At 46.0% G+C, this 16,564-nt stretch carries 11 protein-coding genes and 2 tRNA genes; 9 read left to right on the top strand and 4 right to left on the bottom strand.

Features of this window, described 5'->3' with window-relative positions; genetic code table 11:
• The first annotated feature begins 132 nt into the window (after positions 1–132).
• Genes RIF36_RS05580 through RIF36_RS05550 form a run of 7 tightly spaced genes read left to right on the top strand, consistent with a single transcriptional unit; the run spans position 133 to position 10,386 of the window.
• Positions 133–1,470, top strand: a complete 1,338-nt coding sequence (locus tag RIF36_RS05580) for a PhoH family protein (RefSeq protein ID WP_151998098.1) — start codon at positions 133–135, stop codon at positions 1,468–1,470.
• A gap of 55 nt (positions 1,471–1,525) precedes the next feature.
• On the top strand, positions 1,526–2,071 hold the full coding sequence (locus RIF36_RS05575) for a hypothetical protein (protein ID WP_350078281.1): 546 nt from the start codon (positions 1,526–1,528) through the stop codon (positions 2,069–2,071).
• 58 nt (positions 2,072–2,129) lie between these two features.
• Positions 2,130–4,820: a TonB-dependent receptor gene (locus tag RIF36_RS05570; protein WP_350078279.1), complete on the top strand. Its 2,691-nt coding sequence runs from the start codon at positions 2,130–2,132 to the stop codon at positions 4,818–4,820.
• Between the two features lie 2 nt (positions 4,821–4,822).
• On the top strand, positions 4,823–5,893 hold the full coding sequence (locus RIF36_RS05565) for a DUF4249 domain-containing protein (protein ID WP_350078277.1): 1,071 nt from the start codon (positions 4,823–4,825) through the stop codon (positions 5,891–5,893).
• Positions 5,886–6,929: a DUF4249 domain-containing protein gene (locus RIF36_RS05560; RefSeq protein WP_350078275.1), complete on the top strand. Its 1,044-nt coding sequence runs from the start codon at positions 5,886–5,888 to the stop codon at positions 6,927–6,929. The genes RIF36_RS05565 and RIF36_RS05560 overlap by 8 nt, the downstream gene beginning before the upstream one ends.
• Positions 6,922–7,992 carry a DUF4249 domain-containing protein gene (locus RIF36_RS05555; protein WP_350078273.1) on the top strand — a complete coding sequence of 357 codons (1,071 nt, stop codon included), beginning with the start codon at positions 6,922–6,924 and terminating at the stop codon, positions 7,990–7,992. Before RIF36_RS05560 ends, RIF36_RS05555 begins: the two co-directional genes overlap by 8 nt.
• Positions 7,993–8,013: 21 nt before the next feature.
• Positions 8,014–10,386, top strand: a complete 2,373-nt coding sequence (locus RIF36_RS05550; RefSeq protein ID WP_350078271.1) for a hypothetical protein — start codon at positions 8,014–8,016, stop codon at positions 10,384–10,386.
• Here the strand turns inward: RIF36_RS05550 and RIF36_RS05545 are convergent.
• The 4 genes from RIF36_RS05545 to hflX all read right to left on the bottom strand — a co-directional run bounded on the left by RIF36_RS05545 (position 10,383) and on the right by hflX (position 14,243).
• Positions 10,383–12,716, bottom strand: coding sequence for a hypothetical protein (locus RIF36_RS05545; protein ID WP_350126098.1), 2,334 nt, complete (start codon positions 12,714–12,716; stop codon positions 10,383–10,385). The genes RIF36_RS05550 and RIF36_RS05545 overlap by 4 nt on opposite strands.
• A gap of 91 nt (positions 12,717–12,807) precedes the next feature.
• Positions 12,808–12,879, bottom strand: a tRNA-Arg gene (locus RIF36_RS05540).
• Between the two features lie 43 nt (positions 12,880–12,922).
• Positions 12,923–12,994: transfer RNA gene (locus tag RIF36_RS05535), tRNA-Arg, on the bottom strand.
• 37 nt (positions 12,995–13,031) lie between these two features.
• Positions 13,032–14,243, bottom strand: coding sequence for a GTPase HflX (gene hflX / locus RIF36_RS05530; protein WP_350078267.1), 1,212 nt, complete (start codon positions 14,241–14,243; stop codon positions 13,032–13,034).
• A 318-nt stretch (positions 14,244–14,561) separates the two neighbouring features.
• Here hflX and RIF36_RS05525 point away from each other — a divergent pair, with 318 nt between their 5' ends.
• Positions 14,562–15,710 (top strand): glycosyltransferase family 4 protein, encoded by a 1,149-nt coding sequence (locus RIF36_RS05525; protein WP_350126095.1) that lies wholly within the window; start codon positions 14,562–14,564, stop codon positions 15,708–15,710.
• Positions 15,711–15,775: 65 nt separating this feature from the next.
• On the top strand, positions 15,776–16,558 hold the full coding sequence (locus RIF36_RS05520) for a polysaccharide biosynthesis/export family protein (RefSeq protein ID WP_350149320.1): 783 nt from the start codon (positions 15,776–15,778) through the stop codon (positions 16,556–16,558).
• The last annotated feature ends 6 nt before the right edge of the window (positions 16,559–16,564 follow it).

Below are 16,564 nucleotides of genomic sequence, written 5' to 3'. Positions count from 1 at the left end.
ATCAAGGTGGTCTGGAGCAGTGAGTGAAGTCAAAAAAAATGACAAATTTTTTATAAAGTTAACTTAGAGATTTAGGCATTTATCATTAACCTTAGAGCAACTTGTATTGTTGGTTTTTTTGATAAAGTACACATGGCTAAAGCATCGAAGGAAGGGAAAGTTTTTGTACTCGACACATCAGTTATTCTTTATTCTCACGACTCAATCATGAACTTTGCAGAGCACGATGTGGCCATCCCCATTACCGTGCTGGAAGAGCTTGATAATTTCAAAAAGGGGAACGACACCAAGAATTTTGAGGCCCGGGAGTTCATCAGGCTGATAGATACGTTGTCGGAGAATTACATGCTACAGGATTGGATTCCACTGAACGGCAAGACAAAGGGCAAGTTTAAAGTGGTGATGCAGAGCAACCCGGAGGTGGATGCGGAGAAGGTGTTTGATGAGCCGAAAGCAGACCATAAGATTTTGAACGCCGCTCTGACATTGAAAAGGGAGGAAAAAACGAAGAAGGTGATACTTGTCAGCAAGGATATCAACCTGAGGCTGAAGGCCAAGTCGCTGGGATTGCTGGCAGAAGACTATGAAACCGGCAAAATTAAGAATGTAAGCGATCTATATACAGGCAAGTCGATCATCGAGAACATAGACCCCGACCACATCAGTAAGTTGTATGAAGAGAATGTGATTGACAGAAAGGAGATTCTGAAGGGGGTTAAGCCCACTGCCAATAACTACTTCATTCTGAAAAGCGATAAGAACTCGATTCTTTCCACCTACAATCCCAACTCAAAGAATGTGGAGAAGGTGGATAAAGTGCCCGTGTATGGCATCAAGCCCCGCAATGCGGAGCAGACCTTTGCCATCCACGCTATTATGAACCCTGAGGTAAGGCTTGTGTCCATCACCGGGGTGGCTGGCACAGGCAAAACCTTGCTTGCGTTGGCAGGTGCGCTGGAGCAGAAACGGAACTACAAACAGATATACCTGGCCCGCCCAATCGTTCCTCTGAGCAACAAAGACATTGGCTACCTGCCGGGTGATATCAAATCGAAGCTGAACCCCTACATGGAGCCACTGTGGGACAACCTTAAGTTTATCCAAAACCAGTTCAGCGAGTCAGATAAGGAATACTCCCGGATAACGGATATGGTGAATCAGGAGAAGCTGGTGATTACGCCGCTGGCCTATATCCGGGGCCGGAGTCTTTCCAACATTTTCTTTATCGTTGACGAGGCGCAGAACTTAACTCCCCATGAGGTGAAAACAATCATTACACGGGCAGGCGAAAACACGAAGATTATTTTTACGGGAGACATTTACCAAATAGACACTCCCTATCTCGACTCCCAAAGTAACGGACTATCTTATTTGATCGACCGCATCAAAGATCACCCTCTTTACGCCCACGTTACATTGGAAAAAGGAGAAAGGTCTGAACTGGCAAACATTGCTAACCAACTACTTTAGTGATTGTTAGGTTGCTGCCACTCTTTTAGTACATTTAGACGAGAAACAGCAAGCCATGGCACTACCGGATCTTCCGGATCGAGTACTTAACAGCTCTTTTCACCGAGGCTTTTTTGATAAGGGCCTGGGGGAAGTCGATTATCAGGAGCTTAGGATAATTAAAGTCTACTCCAGCAGATCATTGTTTGCTAAATCCTATGGATTTAAACTTGGTGCCCTTCGGCACCATTGCCGCTATACTTTTGATGAGCTTGGCATGGCTACTCAGTTCACTATTTTCGAAAGAGGCACCATTGAATTTGAACGCCGTATTGATTTCTACAGAAATAAATTTACTCCGAACGACATTCTTATCAGCTTAGCTAACGCCATTTCAGGTATTTACAAAGTACCGGTTGGCGAGCTTTATTTCAATAGCACCGTTGGCGAGTATTTGGACGGATTGCCTTCCAGGCTTTTCGATTTTCTCGCCGACGACTGGAATATCGATCTTGGAGATAACCGGGAATTTGATGATTTTGAAGAGCTTGTTGGGACGTTGGTGTTGTTCCTGAAAACGCAAAGGGTAAGAGACCCGAGGATGAGGCGAAGCGGCAATTGATTGTGTCTAGTAAGGGACTAGGTGTGCAGGTTTGTTCAGAAAGGGTAATTATAATTGGATGCTACGATTTCTACTACTAACGCTAACCGTATTCATTTTTTCATCTTTTTATTCGTTTGGGCAGCAGATTTCCGACGTAAGGATTGATGAAAAATTTGACAGCGAATTACTGACGGACGTGCTCAGTCAAATTGAAGCAAATTCATCTGTTAAGTTTTTCTACGACCCTGCGTGGCTTGAAAATGTGCGTGTTTCAGGCGAGTACTCCGGCGCCTCGCTACGGTCGGCTTTGGAAGACTGGACAGCGAACACAAGACTCAACTATCATTTTTATGACGCCTATAATGTAGTCCTTTATCTCAGGAGCGACCTGCTTTCTACGCTGAACCTGGCGGGGCTCAAGGACACCGACTTTATCGTCGTTGGCGACTCTACAAATGCTGTTTCGGGTACCACCGTTTCTGTGAGAGGCACCATTCGAAATGGTCAAACCAACGAACCGCTTCTTGGAGCCAGCGTTTATGTGGATGAGCTGGGCAGTGGAACAGTGACGAATGCTGCGGGTAGGTTTAGCCTCCAGCTTTTGCCTGGTGACTATCATGTGAGAGTGAGCCACGTAACCCTTCAGCAGGAGGCCAAGCGGATGTTTGTTTTTGGCCCGGGGGAATTTCAGTTAGACCTTTATGAAAAGACGATACAGCTAGAGGGCGTTACCATTGCTGGGCAGGCTCCGGATATTAACGTGAAGGGTATTCAGATGGGCACTGTGCAGCTACAGGTGGAAGATGTGAAAAAACTGCCCGCATTTTTGGGCGAGGTCGACATTATCAAATCGCTTACACTGCTGCCTGGTGTGAGTACCGTTGGTGAGGGCACTACCGGGCTCAATGTGCGGGGTGGCACTGCCGATCAAAACCTCATTTTGCTTGACAAAGCGCCTGTGTACAACACCTCCCACCTTTTTGGCTTCTTTTCTATTTTCAGCCCGGATGCCACTGATGACGTGACCATTTACAAAGCAGGTATCCCAGCTAACCTGGGTAGCAGGGCCTCATCGGTGGTGGAGGTAAAGCAAAAGTCTGGCAGCAAGGAAAAATTTGGCTCGCAAGGGGGGATCGGTTTGGTGGCAAGCCGACTAATGGTTGAAGGGCCCATCAAAGAAGGCAAGAGTAGCTTTATTGTGGCGGCCCGTAAGTCTTATGTCAACTATCTTTTCGATACTTTCATAAAAGTGGAGGAGCTTGTTGGGAACAAAGCCGGCTTCTGGGACTTGTCGGGCAAGCTGGACTTTTCGCTATCAGACCGGCTTTCATTAACTGCCTCCGGCTATGTAAGCAAAGACAATTTCACCATTGCTAACGAGTCGTCGTTTGACTACCAGAACGGACTCGGTTCAGCGGAATTGGGATATGTGTTTTCGGAAAATTTGCTTGGCGGCTTATCGGTGGCTTACAGCGACTATCAATACCAATTGGGAGATCTTCAGCTGACTGACCCCTACAAGGTTTCGAGTGGCGTGGGGCAGCTTGATGTAAAGGCTGATGTAACCAAGTACACCGAAAGGCAGACGCTTCAATTTGGAGGCGGCACCACTTTTTATGATTTCAAGCCAGGCCATCGAAGTGGCATAAATGCTGACACGCAGATTACTCCTGTTGCTTTGCCGGAGCAGCAAAGCCAGGAAAGTTTTTTGTATGCAAACGACGAAATTAACCTGAACGAGACCTGGTCAGTGATGGTGGGGCTTCGGTATTCAATGTACCGCAGCTATGGCCCAGCCGACGTATTTGTGTATGCTGGAGAAAGGCCAGGAAGGACATCGACGCTGACGGATACTCTTCAGTTTTCGGGCAATGAAACCATCAAAACCTATTCAGGTCTGGAGCCCCGGCTGTCTCTCAGATATAGCCTCGATGAGGAGACTTCTTTGAAGGCCAGCTACAACCGGATTTATCAGTATATCCACCTGGTGTCGAATACGACAGCGATTACGCCGTATGACATCTGGATGGGAAGCAACTATTATTTAATGCCGTTGATAGCTGACCAGTATAGCATCGGCTACTTCAAAAACTATGAAGACAATACATGGGAAACCTCTGCTGAAGTATACTTTAAGGACATAAATAATCTGGTGGACTACAAGGATGGGGCCGATCTGGTGCTCAACCCTACCTTAGAAACGGAACTCATTCAGGGTAAGGGCATGGCGTATGGCCTTGAGCTGCTCGTGAAGCGAAGCAAAGGCAAACTGAATGGGTGGGCTAGCTACACCTATTCAAGAACGCTCAGGAAAATGGAAGGCGCTGACAGGGAATCCACCATCAACAAAGGCAACTGGTTTCCTTCGTACTATGACAAGCCCCATGATTTGACGCTGTCGGGTAGCTACAAGGCGACCAGAAGATGGACGATCAGCTCTAATTTTACCTACTCTACCGGGCGACCCTTTTCCGTTCCTGAAAATGGCTTTCTTTTCGACGGCGTGCTTGTGGGCAACTATACGGAGAGAAATAATGGCCGAATTCCTGACTACCACAGGCTCGATCTCGCCTTCACGCTCGACACCAGCCTGAAGATAGAGAAGCTTTGGGAGAGTAGCTGGACGTTCGCTGTGTACAATGTGTACGGGAGAAAAAATGCGTACAGCGTTTTCTTTAAAGACACGGCCGATGCCAGACCAACGGCCTACAAGCTGGCCATTTTGGGTGCCGCCTTTCCCTCGATCACCTACAACTTTAAGTTTTAGTCATGCTGGTTGTCAAAAGACTATCGTGGATAATGTGGATGTTGCTGGCTGGCTGCATTGATCCGTACGACTATCCTTTCAAGGAACAAACCAATTATCTCGTGGTGGAAGGGGCTATTACGACCGAGCCGGGCCCCTACTCAGTCACGTTGACAACCACCCGAAACATAGGCAATGAGGAAAACGCTTTTAAGCTGCGGGTGCAAAATGCCAAGGTCTCTATCACTACTTCGACCGGTAGCGTGGTGAGGCTGATAGACCAGGATACCTCTGGGGTTTATTACACATCAGGGAACTTTAGAGGGCAAGTTGGGGAAAAATACCAGCTAACGATAGTGCTCGAAAATGGTGAGAGCTACGAGTCGGAGCAGGTAGAACTTTTGCCCATGCCGGATATCGACAGTATTGGTATTGAGTATGCCTCACAGAAATATATTTCGCAAGCGAATACTGTAATCGAAAGAACGGGGTTTTACACAAGGGCTTTCATCAACGATCCCCCGGAAACCGAGAATGCTTATCTGGTAAATTGGGATTACACATATAAGATTTTTACGCACCCTGAATTGGCCACAGCTTATGACGCAGAAGGATGTGAGTGTTGGGTAGCTACGCCCAAGGCCTGCTGCTCCGTTTGCTGGGTAGAGGAAAAAGTCCCGGACTTCACTATTGCTAACGACCAGCTCAATAACGGGAGCTCGGTCACGCAGTACGACCTCTTCTTTCTGCCTGTTGTCGGTATAATGCTTTATGAAAAAATTTATCTGGAAGTCACAATTAATTCGCTCAGCAAGGATGCCTACTTATTTTGGAAATCGGTGTATGATTCTCGTTATGGGCAGGGAGGGATATTCGATTCGACACCGAATACAGTGGAAGCCAATGTTTACAACGTGGAAGACAAAGACGAGCTGGTCTTGGGTTATTTCTATGCGTCGGAGGTAAAAACAATTTCGAGATCTATACACCCAACCGATTTCCCTGAGCGGATTGATTCAGACACCAATTATCCCGACACATGCCTTTTTTATCCAAATACGACAGCCGAGGAGCCCGAATACTGGAATGAGTAATAGCGCATATATATATTCTGTTCTGACACTGGCGTTGGTTGCTCTCCAGGGGTGTATCGACCCTTATGACTATCCTTTCGAAGAAAAAACAAACTATCTGGTAGTAGAAGGTGCGATTACAACAGATGAAGGGCCTTATGTTATTACCCTCACCAGCACCAGAAATATCAAAAATGAGGAGAACGCTTTTAAGTTGCGTATGCAGAACGCCATGGTCGCCATTGCCACCTCAAACAATCAAACTGTCAGGCTTGCGGAAAACGACACGTCGGGCAAGTATTACACCCCACTTGATTTTCGGGGAGTTGTTGGTGAAAAGTACCAACTGAAGATAACACTGGAGGATGGTAGAGACTACTTATCGGATTCCGTGGAGCTTGTAGCACTACCTGAAATTGACAGCATTGGGATTCGGTATGGGTCTGAGAGGTATGTATCTGAACTGAACTCTTCTTTGGAAAGAACGGGCTTTTTTATTGACGCATATGTTAGAGACCCCAAAGAGAGTGCGAATTACTACAGGGCAAATTGGGACTATACCTACAAAATATTCACGCATCCAGAGCGATCGATTCCTCCGAGCGATTGTTGTTCAGATTGCTGGGTAGAGCACGAAGCCCCTGGCTTTACCATCCTTGATGATGAACTTAATAACGGCGACAACAATGCTCAGTATCCAATATTCTTTTTACCTGTTACTGGCAAAATGTTCTACGATAAAATTTACGTGGAAGCAAAGCTTCAAGCGCTCAGCAGGGATGCTTATTTTTTCTGGAAGACCGTTTACAATGCCGCCTACAGTCAGGGTGGAATATTTGATCCAACGCCTATTACCCTGGCGTCTAACGTAAAAAACGTTAACGATTCAAGCGAGCTTGTTTTGGGTAATTTTTATGCCGGGGAAGTCAGAACAATCACTCGTTTTATTTTCCCCAATGAATTTCCGGAAAGGAAAGACTATGACACCGGGCAAATCGGATCTTGTCTTCTTTTACCTAACACAACTATAGTGGAACCGGAATATTGGAATGAATAAAGCTAAATTTCATATCGCTATTCTATTCATTTCAGCACTTGCCTTGAGCAGTTGCGTTGAACCCTACGACTATCCCGCTGACGAAAAGAGCAACAACCTGGTGGTGGAAGCACTTGTTTCAAGTAATCCCGGGCCGCAGACAGTCAGGCTGACTACCACCAGAAATATTTACAATAAGGGGAATCAGTACATTCTATATGTGAGCGGTGCGGAAGTGTCTGTCGTGGACAGCGATGGTCAGTGCTTTGCTTTCAAGGAGCGGGCGGCGGGGCAATACTATTCCGATTCGTCTTTTAGTGCCGTGGGTGGAAAGGCGTACAGGCTCCGGATTATCACAAAGGAAGGAAAGGTATATGAATCGAATGAAGAAACAGCTTTGCCCACTTCTGAGATGGATAAAGTAGAAATAGCGTATACCATCAAGTCGGAAAAGAATGAACTTGGAAATTTTGTAGATGTTGACGGATTCAGCGTAAAGGCCATCGTCAATGATTTACCCAGTCAAAAGAACTACTACCTACTCAGGATGACTACTATATTCAAAGTGCTGACCGAGCCATCTGCCTATCAGGTGTTCGACCGGGAGCTTGGCAATTACATTATTCAACCTAAATCCTGCTGTAGCATTTGTTGGGTTACTAAGCCGCTCGACGAATTTGTCGTCTTCAGTGATCAGCTAGTAGATGGAAGGAAGGAGGCCGAAATTCCGTTGACCTTCTATCCAGTAGATCAAAAATACTTTTACGATAAAGTCCATTTTGAAGTAACTCAATATTCTCTCTCTGCTGAGGCTTATGTTTTTTGGAAAGGATTGTACGACCTGAAATTCCGCCAAGGCACTCTTTTTGACCCTGCACCGTCCGGATTGCCCGGCAATATTTTCAACGTCGATGATAGGAGCGAACAGGTAGTAGGATATTTTACCGTGTCAGATGTTACAACAAAGGGGGAGTTTATGACCAAAGATTTTATTCCGAGAAATGTAGTTTATACTTATCGATATGCGGATGATTGTCGAACCCTTTCGAACAGTACTACTACAGAGCCAGCTTTTTGGCGGTAAAAGAAACTGAATCAACCAAACATGAAAAAGCTATATACACTCATTGCACTTTTTATTCTCGCCTGCTCAGTTGGTATGGCACAGGATAAAGTAATTGACCAGTTCAAGCTTTTTGCGGCCAACAAAACGCAGGAAAGAGTGTATTTGCACATGACCCAACACTATGCGCAGCCAGGTGATAGAATTTGGTTCAACGCTTACGTATTTGACGACGCCAATCAGAGGTTGTCTGAAGGCAGCAAAGTACTTTACCTGAATGTGGTAAACAAAGCAGGGGACGTGGTTGTGGATGAAAAGGTGTCGCTTGAGGCAGGCGTTGGTGAGGGGTATATTGACGTGCCAGCGGACTTTAGCAAAGGGCTGTATGTGGTAAGGGCCTACACCGGGTGGATGAGGAACTTTGGGCCGGAACATTTTTTCAGAGATTGGCTTTGGGTAAATCAGCAGCCAGGTGAACTGTCCCTTGCTGTGGGCGAGCCACCGCATGTTGACGACATGGAAGTTGCCATAACCACAGAGGGCAATTTGCAACCCGTTTCAGATCTCACATCAAGGTTTACCATAAGGGTTTTCGACGTTCTTGGACGAGGGGCGGTACTTGACGGTGAAGTAGTGAACAAGGCGCATGAGTCCCTGGCTGCTTTTTCCACCAACAAGCATGGCTACGGTGCTTTCATCTTGCGTCCTGAGGCTGGGGAAAAATATGAAGTAATTTTAAAAGATCAGCATGGTGAAGCTATCACTCATTTTTTACCCGAAGTAAAAACTGAGGGCGTCTCGATGCTTGTCACAACGCAGCCCACTGCCGTCAGGGTATCGCTTCAGAGTAAATTGGGAGCTGTTGAAAGGCAGAGATTCAGGCTCATCCTCCAGTCGAAAGGCACCATTTATCTGGATCGGGCGGTCGATTTTGCTGCCCAGCCTGCTCAGGCCCTCAGCATACCGACGGCCGGCCTTAAAACAGGCATTTACCAACTGTCATTGCTCGATGGGGACGGGATAGAAGTAGGCCAGAGAGTATTTCAGATGTATCCAGCTTCTGGTGAATTAGCGCTGACGCTCGATCAAAGAAGTTTCAAAAGAGGAGAAAAGGTGAGAACGTCCTTCTCTGCCAGCAATGTGGCTGCCTACTCAGTTAGCGTGTCCGACAAGCTGCTCGAAGGTGACTATGTCGCCCCCGCCATTAACCAGGTCTATTATATGGCCGATGTGCTTGCGCCCGACGGCGCTGAAATGATCAGGTTCTTCGATAGCAGCTTTAAGTCCCCTGAAAACTGGGATTTGTTTTTGCTCACCAAAAAGCTCCCGACCTATTCATGGCAAGAGGTGATGTCGTATAAGGCGACCTACCCGAAATGGCCTTACGAAAAGTATATCAGCGCCTATGGGCAAGTGCGGACATCCGATAGCTTACTGTTGGGCCAGGAGCTTTTTACGTTTTATAGCTTTGCCCACGAGGAAATCATTCCTGCCCGAACCGACGAGTATGGATGGTTTTTGCTTCCTGTTTTTGACTTTTCGGGGCCTACTAAAATTGTTTGCTTGTCCGATAATACTAGTGTTTCATTTTCAGAGATGAAAATAGACATTGAAAGTGGCCTTCCTTCCACGGCCCTGGAAGTTGACATGATGAGAAAGATAGCTCAAAGCGGAATCACCTTTGCGGATCAGAAGAGAGACAAGCTGGTGTTCAAAGGGTCTTACAGAAAGCTGGTGCCTGGGCTTTATCCTGAGAGGAAGGAGACTGAGGTTAGCAGAGAGTTTTCACCTCTCACAAGGAATACCGAAGACTATCAGCTTGATTTACGCCAATACCTGAGCTTTAGCAGCCTAAGAGAGGTGTTCATTGAAATAGGTCGTGGTATCGTGGTAAGAGAAAGAGGGGGAAAACGAGTAATCATGATGTATGACCCTGTTAACGCTACTTTATTTAATGATCCGGCGCTGATTTTCATCAATGGCATTCCTACGATTGACTATGACCTGGTACTCACGCTGGATCCCGATGTAATTGAAACTATCCAGCTATATAGGTCTGCCACTGCTCAGGAGCGGTTTGGCGCTATGGCCCGGAACGGTATTCTGTCCATTTCGACCAAGGACAAAGCCCTTGAAATTCCCAACCAGGAGAATATCAGCTTCAGTTTTGAGGGATTTCAGCCCGAAGAGGAATTCACCAATGCCAGCCTGGCCCAGCAAAAAGCGTACCTGCCAGACTTGCGTCACCTGCTTTACTGGCGCAGCGGAACTAGTCTACCCACCTATATAGAATGTACTTCGTCGGATGTGTTGTCGAAGTACGAGGTGAACATTGTTGCAATCACCCCGGAGGGGAGTTTAAAAACAGGCACTGCGGAGTTTAGTACCCTTCCTGTGGAAATGGCAGACAACTAATCGATGGCATATTCTGAGATGTCCTTTGTGCCGGGCATCAAATGGAAGAAGTTGATTTGGCGCTGGATAAGGTTTTCCAATTCGGGAGTCATAAACGCCTTTTTGTTTCTGTAGTAGCTACTTATGTAGGACAGAGCGTCTCTTGCAAGCGCCATGTGGTAGGGACTGGTTGGATCATAGTAGTTGTTGAGATAGTACAGGGTTTTCAGATAAAAGCTTAGGGAAATGTTTTCAATCAGCACGGGGCACAGCCTGCCAGGATCCCTGGCCAGCCTTCTCACAAGCTCCTGCATCTTTTGAATGGGGATGTCTTCGTCCAGCCAAAAATTGTGTACTGGGTCAAAGCTTTCAACCTGATAGTCGATAAAGTGATAGAGGTCAAATTCCAGAAGCTGATCAGACTGGTTAACCAACCGCAGCATAGTTTCGTCTTCGTTGATAAAAAGGACTTTGAGAAAGAAGTAGTAGTCAGAATAGAATCCTTTGTAAAAGGAAGGCGGTTCCAGATTCCCGTTCTCAACAGTTGATTGATAAGTGGCGGCGCTTTGCTCAAGCCTTTCAGCGAGACCTTCCACCTCTGTTGACCTGAAGCGGTGATTGGCGCCCTTGTAAGAGTACTCGTAAGACCTGCCAGAGTAGCAGTTTACGCCAGCGGCCAGATTCGGCGGCAGCTGTTGGAGGAATGCGTAATGATTGAGCTTGAGGGCATAAAATCCAGGCGTATTTGGGTAAGAAAACCGACATAACACGGATGGGCTCAGCGAGCCATTTATAATGTATTTGAACGTATAATATTGCAGATCGACGGCCATCCCGTTCAGCATAGCCTTCGTGTTGGCAGCCATGGTTTTCGAATAAAGAAGAGCAATGATGTCTTCGTTGGCTGCTTCGAACAGCCGATCCCGGTCAAATTCAGCCAGCTTGTTATGCCATACTAGCGAGTCTACCTGAATCGGTCGTTTCCTCTCAAACTGCTCAATGAGCATATACATGAAAAGCACCCGAACGAATGGGGCATTAGGAGCTGCGTTAACGGCATACACCAACTCATCGCTTGTGATTTCGTCGCCCACGTAGATTCTGAAAAGGTAATGAAGAATGCCGCTGACCCGTTGCTGATCATTTGTACTTATATGACCCGACCTGGTGGTTACCACTCTGTAGGCAGTTTGGTTCAACACCCTGAAGGCCTTGTCAATCCGCTCTTCTTTGTTGAGCCTTTTGGCCAAGACCAATTGCAGTTCGGCTTTTCTGGATTGCTGTAGCAGAGGCTCCAGCCTGGCGAGCAAAAGGGAATCTTTTTGCAGAGTGTCCTTCAACTGGGCCTTTGGCATAGCTTGAATCCACTTGATAGAATTCTTTTTTGCGAGTGATACGAGCGCCTCATAGCCATCGTCAAAGCCAATCGAATCTGCTTCCACTGGATCGCTGCTCATTTCGTTCAGCATTTTGTAGAGAAATGAAGCCCGCTTTTCCTGTAGGCTGCGGTTCAGGAGGCTGTCGCCTTCCAGCGAAGAATATCCATAAAAATCAGCCTTCAAAATGCTGAGGTCGTTGTCGTTCAGGTATTTTCGCAGTGAGTCGATCGAGACCGACTCAGGTTCGTATTTGTTTTTTGGAAAGTAGATTCTCTGCCGTCTTTTGAGAATGTCCTGGTCGTGGCCAGTGTAGGGCTGATACGTTATTTTGCCGATGCCGTAGCCTTTGAGCTTTCGCAGTTCAAAGAAACGGTCGATGGCCACACATTCTACATTTGATAGCGTCGGTAGGTAAGGGAGGCTAATTGTGCGCAACTCTTCCAGCGACAGTCTTGCCACCTTTCTAAAAGGCCTTTTTACCAGCACCGAGATTTCCGAAGGCGTGGCAGCGGCCTCCCACTGTGCCAGAGTAATCCACTGGCTGTAGACCCATCTGCTAGGTCTTTTACCGGTGGTGAAGCCCAGCAGGTCGTCGTTGTATTTTCGTTGATTTTTCTCATACGTCTGTTCATCCATCGACAACTTGGTTGCCAGGGGGAGTGCGGCCTGCCGACTTAAGATGGTTTGTACGACCTGTTTTGGCTTGACTTTTTGTTTGACGCCATTTTCCTCAAGAATAAGTGAAAAGCGCAGGTTTTTGATGTTTGACACGGGATGTGCCTTCAGGTCGGTTTTTCCATCGGGCGTTGTGGTTAACTGAAGGCGGTGCCGAAGCAGCCGTTTCTCCCACTTGCCCTGTTTTTTGGCTAAGAGCTCGACTTGGGTGGTGTATGCGCTGTCGCTGATTTGTCCTTTTGAAGGGGTGCAAAGTGCAAGGAATAGAAGACACAGCCAGGCGATTTGAATTCTCATTGGTAGTAATTTCCAGAATTACCGCCGGTTAAAAAAAGAAAAGAATGCTTAATTGGGGTTCGGAGGGTGAATTTTTCGAAAAGGTGAAAAGTGGTCCCGGCAGGAATCGAACCTGCACCTCAAGCTCCGGAGGCTTGCATAATATCCATTTTACTACGGGACCAGTAAGAATTGAAAAGCAAACAACTTTATGTTGCACGAAGAAGTGGTCTCGACAGGAATCGAACCTGTATCTAAAGTTTAGGAAACTTCTATTCTATCCATTGAACTACGAGACCTTGATGTCTTTTCAACAAAAAGGAGTGCAAAATTAAATTAATAATTGACGTTTTTCAAGTAATTGGGGTAAATGCTAATGTGATGCTCCAATACTTCTTTGTAGAGAGTTTCCCGCAACTTGCTGATATCACCCTTGCTCGTGGCTGAAATGAAGATCAGTTTTGTGTCGGGTTTCTCGGTGTAAAGAGCCATGGCACGTTCTCTGGGCGTGGGCTTTTCAGGCTCCTGAATCTCAAATTCGTCTGCTGTTTCTTCGTGAGCCTTCTCAGGTATAAGATCTATTTTATTGAAAATAGTGATAACAGGCTTAGCATCAGCGCCGATTTCTTTCAGTGTTGCTTCCACCACCTTTGCATGCTCCTCAAAAGATGGGTGCGATATATCCACCACGTGTAGGAGAATATCTGCTTCCCGTACTTCATCAAGTGTAGACTTGAACGACTCGATGAGGGCATGGGGGAGTTTTCTGATAAACCCAACCGTATCTGAGAGCAGGAAAGGGATGTCGTTGATAACTACCTTTCTGACAGTGGAATCCACGGTGGCAAACAACTTATTTTCGGCCAGCACGTCAGACTTGCTAAGCCTGTTCATAATCGTGGACTTGCCAACGTTGGTGTAGCCTACCAATGAAACTCTTACCATCTGTCCCCTGGCTTTGCGCTGTGTAATACCTTGTTTTTCTATTTTTTCCAGCCGCTTTTTGAGAACCGTAATCTGATCCCGAATGGCCCGGCGGTCAGTTTCTATTTCTTTTTCACCAGCACCACCCCTTGTGCCAGTCCCACCCCTTTGCCTTTCAAGGTGAGTCCACATTCTGGTGAGCCTTGGCAGCAAATATTCATATCTTGCCAATTCCACCTGAGTTCTCGCCTGGGAGGTTTGGGCTCTTTCCAGAAAGATGTCGAGGATGAGAAGGCTTCGGTCGTATATTTTTACTTTTAGCTCGTTTTCCAGGTTCCTAAGCTGAGACGGTGTAAGGTCATCGTCAAAAATGACCACGTCAATTTCTTCCGCCTTCACGAAGGTGTTTATTTCTTCTAATTTTCCCTTGCCCACGAACGAGCGGGTATCGGGTTTGGGGAGCCTTTGAGAAAATTTCCCCTCGATTTCCAGACCAAGTGTTTGCGCCAGGAACTCCAGTTCATCAAGGAACTCCTCCGCCTTCGATGGCGGCTGATCTTTATTAATCAAAGCCACTAACACAGCTTTGAGTGGAACAGGGGCCGTAGAGATAAGTTTATCCATTTGTTGAAGTAACTTGCAAGTAAATCAATAAATAACAATCGTTCATCGAAAAGTTCATCCTGTTCGTCTGAATATTAACTTTGCTTTCCTTTTAATTGATACTTTAGATAAGAATAAATGGAATTTAGCCAATAGCGAGCTTCAAACTCCATAAAAAAAGTTTAACTTATTAGAGGAATAATAATAATTTGCACGACCATTGGAAGCATAGTCAGTCTGTAGCAGTTGGTTTTTGTTTCTCGGTTTTCTTTCAAATATGTTTTAACGAGCTAGAAACAATTATTTGCATAGACTGTTTATAAACCACCTCGCCTTATTATGAGAATTGCTATCGTCATCAATTCGTCCTGGAATGTATACAACTTTCGAAAGAACCTTATCAAAGCTCTTTTGGAGAGGGGTGATGAAGTGATAGCTATTGCTCCCAAAGATGAGTATTCTAAAAAGTTGGTTGCGATGGGCTGTGAGTTTTATCCCGTTCCCATGAATACCACGGGAGTAAACCCCATACGTGACTTACTGCTTCTCTTTCGGCTTATCAGAATATACAAAAAGGTGAAGGCAGATGCTTTTCTTCACTATACTATTAAGCCAGGCATTTACGGTACTCTAGCCGCCAAATTTGCTGGCAGCGCCGCTGTTATTAACAACGTGAGCGGGCTAGGAACTGTCTTTATTCAAGATAATTGGGTGCTATCTGTAGCGGTGCAACTTTACAAGCACTCGTTCAAGTTTGCCGATCACATTTTTTTCCAGAATCCTGACGACAAAAAGCTGTTCCTTTCTTTAGTCAACCCAGAAGGTCCTTCTACGAGTGTTATTCCTGGTTCTGGTATCGACCACCACAGGTTTTTTCCCAAATTCAATACTAATGGGCATTTCACTTTTCTGATGGTAGCGAGAATTCTGGTGGAGAAAGGCGTGAAAGAATATGTGGAAGCGGCTAGAATTTTGAAGGGAAAGGGCCTTAATGTTAAGTTCCTGCTGCTTGGGCAGATTGAGAAAAAGCATTTGAGAGCGATATCTGCGGATACGGTTCAGCAGTGGCATGATGAAAAGGTCATTGAATATGTAGGAGTTACCGATAAGGTTGAGGACTGGATTGCCAGGGCCCACGTGGTCGTTCTTCCGTCTTACAGAGAAGGGCTGCCCAAAACCTTGCTTGAAGGTGCCGCCATGAGCAGGCCCTTGATAGCCTCAGACGTTCCCGGGTGCAACGCCGTCGTTCATGATGGAGTCACCGGGCTGCTTTGCAAAGAAAGGGATGTTGATAGCCTTGCTGATGCTATGCAGCGAATGATGTTCTTTACCGACGACGAGAGGAGCGCTATGGGCGAAAACGCCAGACAACATGTTATCACACACTTTGACGACAGCTTCGTTGTTGACGAGTACTTAGAAAAAATCAACTACTATACTTCTTCTGAGACACCAAAAACTCATCAATTAAAAGAAGTATTTGGTTGAGAATCTTTACTTTTCCGCATTAATTGACCTCCAGGGTTAACTTTTCTACTTTATAGAAGCATGGTATGAAGAACTGTGGAAGAACAGTTGTTTTTTTAGCGTTACTTATTTTGAGTTCCTGCAAGCTCTACAAGCAGGATATCATGTTCAAGATGGACGACAAGTTCACGGAATCAGACCTCGCTCAAGCAGTTTCTTTAGCGGAGAAGAACTACCATATTAAGAAAGACGACTATCTTAGGTTAGATGTGTTCACCAATGGAGGAGAAAGAATTGTCGATCCGAATTTTGAGCTTCGCCAGGGGATGACAAATCAGAACATGCAAAATACCCGGCAGTTCGTTTATTTGGTCAGACAGGATGGCCTGGTGAAACTGCCCATGATTGGAGATGTCGATATTCTCGGCCTTACCATATACGAAGCGGAACAAAAACTTCAAGCACTTTACAGTGAACACTATATTGAGCCTTATGTTGTATTGCGTTACGAAAACAGGAGGGTGATTGTGCTTGGTGCCAACGGCGGACAAGTGATTCCGCTTGTCAATGAAAATACTTCACTTATTGAGGTAATTGCTTTGTCGGGAGGAATTAATCAAGGGGCCAAAAGTCAGAGTGTACGGCTAATAAGGGGAAACCTGAACAACCCAGAGGTATATGTGATTGATTTGTCAACCGTTAGTGGAATGCGGTCGTCGATTGTGAGGCTGGAGCCAGGTGACATCGTCTATATTGACCCATGGCGGCGGGTGTGGATAGAGTCGCTCAGAGACGTATCTCCAGTTTTAAGTTTAGTCAGCAGCGTGATAACTTTGGTTTTGGTAATAAACAGTATCAATAGTAAGTAAGGTAGC

The organism is Imperialibacter sp., assembly GCF_040222815.1.
GTDB lineage: Bacteria > Bacteroidota > Bacteroidia > Cytophagales > Cyclobacteriaceae > Imperialibacter.
This window is presented reverse-complemented; position numbering and strand designations above follow the sequence as displayed.

Bases quoted from the DNA above. Each gene is read 5' to 3' on its own strand.
- RIF36_RS05575 (WP_350078281.1), top strand. From the start codon at position 1,526: ATGGCACTACCGGATCTTCCGGATCGAGTACTTAACAGCTCTTTTCAC.
- RIF36_RS05560 (WP_350078275.1), top strand. From the start codon at position 5,886: ATGAGTAATAGCGCATATATATATTCTGTTCTGACACTGGCGTTGGTT.
- RIF36_RS05545 (WP_350126098.1), bottom strand. From the start codon at position 12,716: ATGAGAATTCAAATCGCCTGGCTGTGTCTTCTATTCCTTGCACTTTGC.
- RIF36_RS05525 (WP_350126095.1), top strand. From the start codon at position 14,562: ATGAGAATTGCTATCGTCATCAATTCGTCCTGGAATGTATACAACTTT.
- RIF36_RS05520 (WP_350149320.1), top strand. From the start codon at position 15,776: ATGAAGAACTGTGGAAGAACAGTTGTTTTTTTAGCGTTACTTATTTTG.
- hflX (WP_350078267.1), bottom strand. From the start codon at position 14,243: ATGGATAAACTTATCTCTACGGCCCCTGTTCCACTCAAAGCTGTGTTA.
- RIF36_RS05570 (WP_350078279.1), top strand. From the start codon at position 2,130: ATGCTACGATTTCTACTACTAACGCTAACCGTATTCATTTTTTCATCT.
- RIF36_RS05550 (WP_350078271.1), top strand. From the start codon at position 8,014: ATGAAAAAGCTATATACACTCATTGCACTTTTTATTCTCGCCTGCTCA.
- RIF36_RS05555 (WP_350078273.1), top strand. From the start codon at position 6,922: ATGAATAAAGCTAAATTTCATATCGCTATTCTATTCATTTCAGCACTT.
- RIF36_RS05565 (WP_350078277.1), top strand. From the start codon at position 4,823: ATGCTGGTTGTCAAAAGACTATCGTGGATAATGTGGATGTTGCTGGCT.
- RIF36_RS05580 (WP_151998098.1), top strand. From the start codon at position 133: ATGGCTAAAGCATCGAAGGAAGGGAAAGTTTTTGTACTCGACACATCA.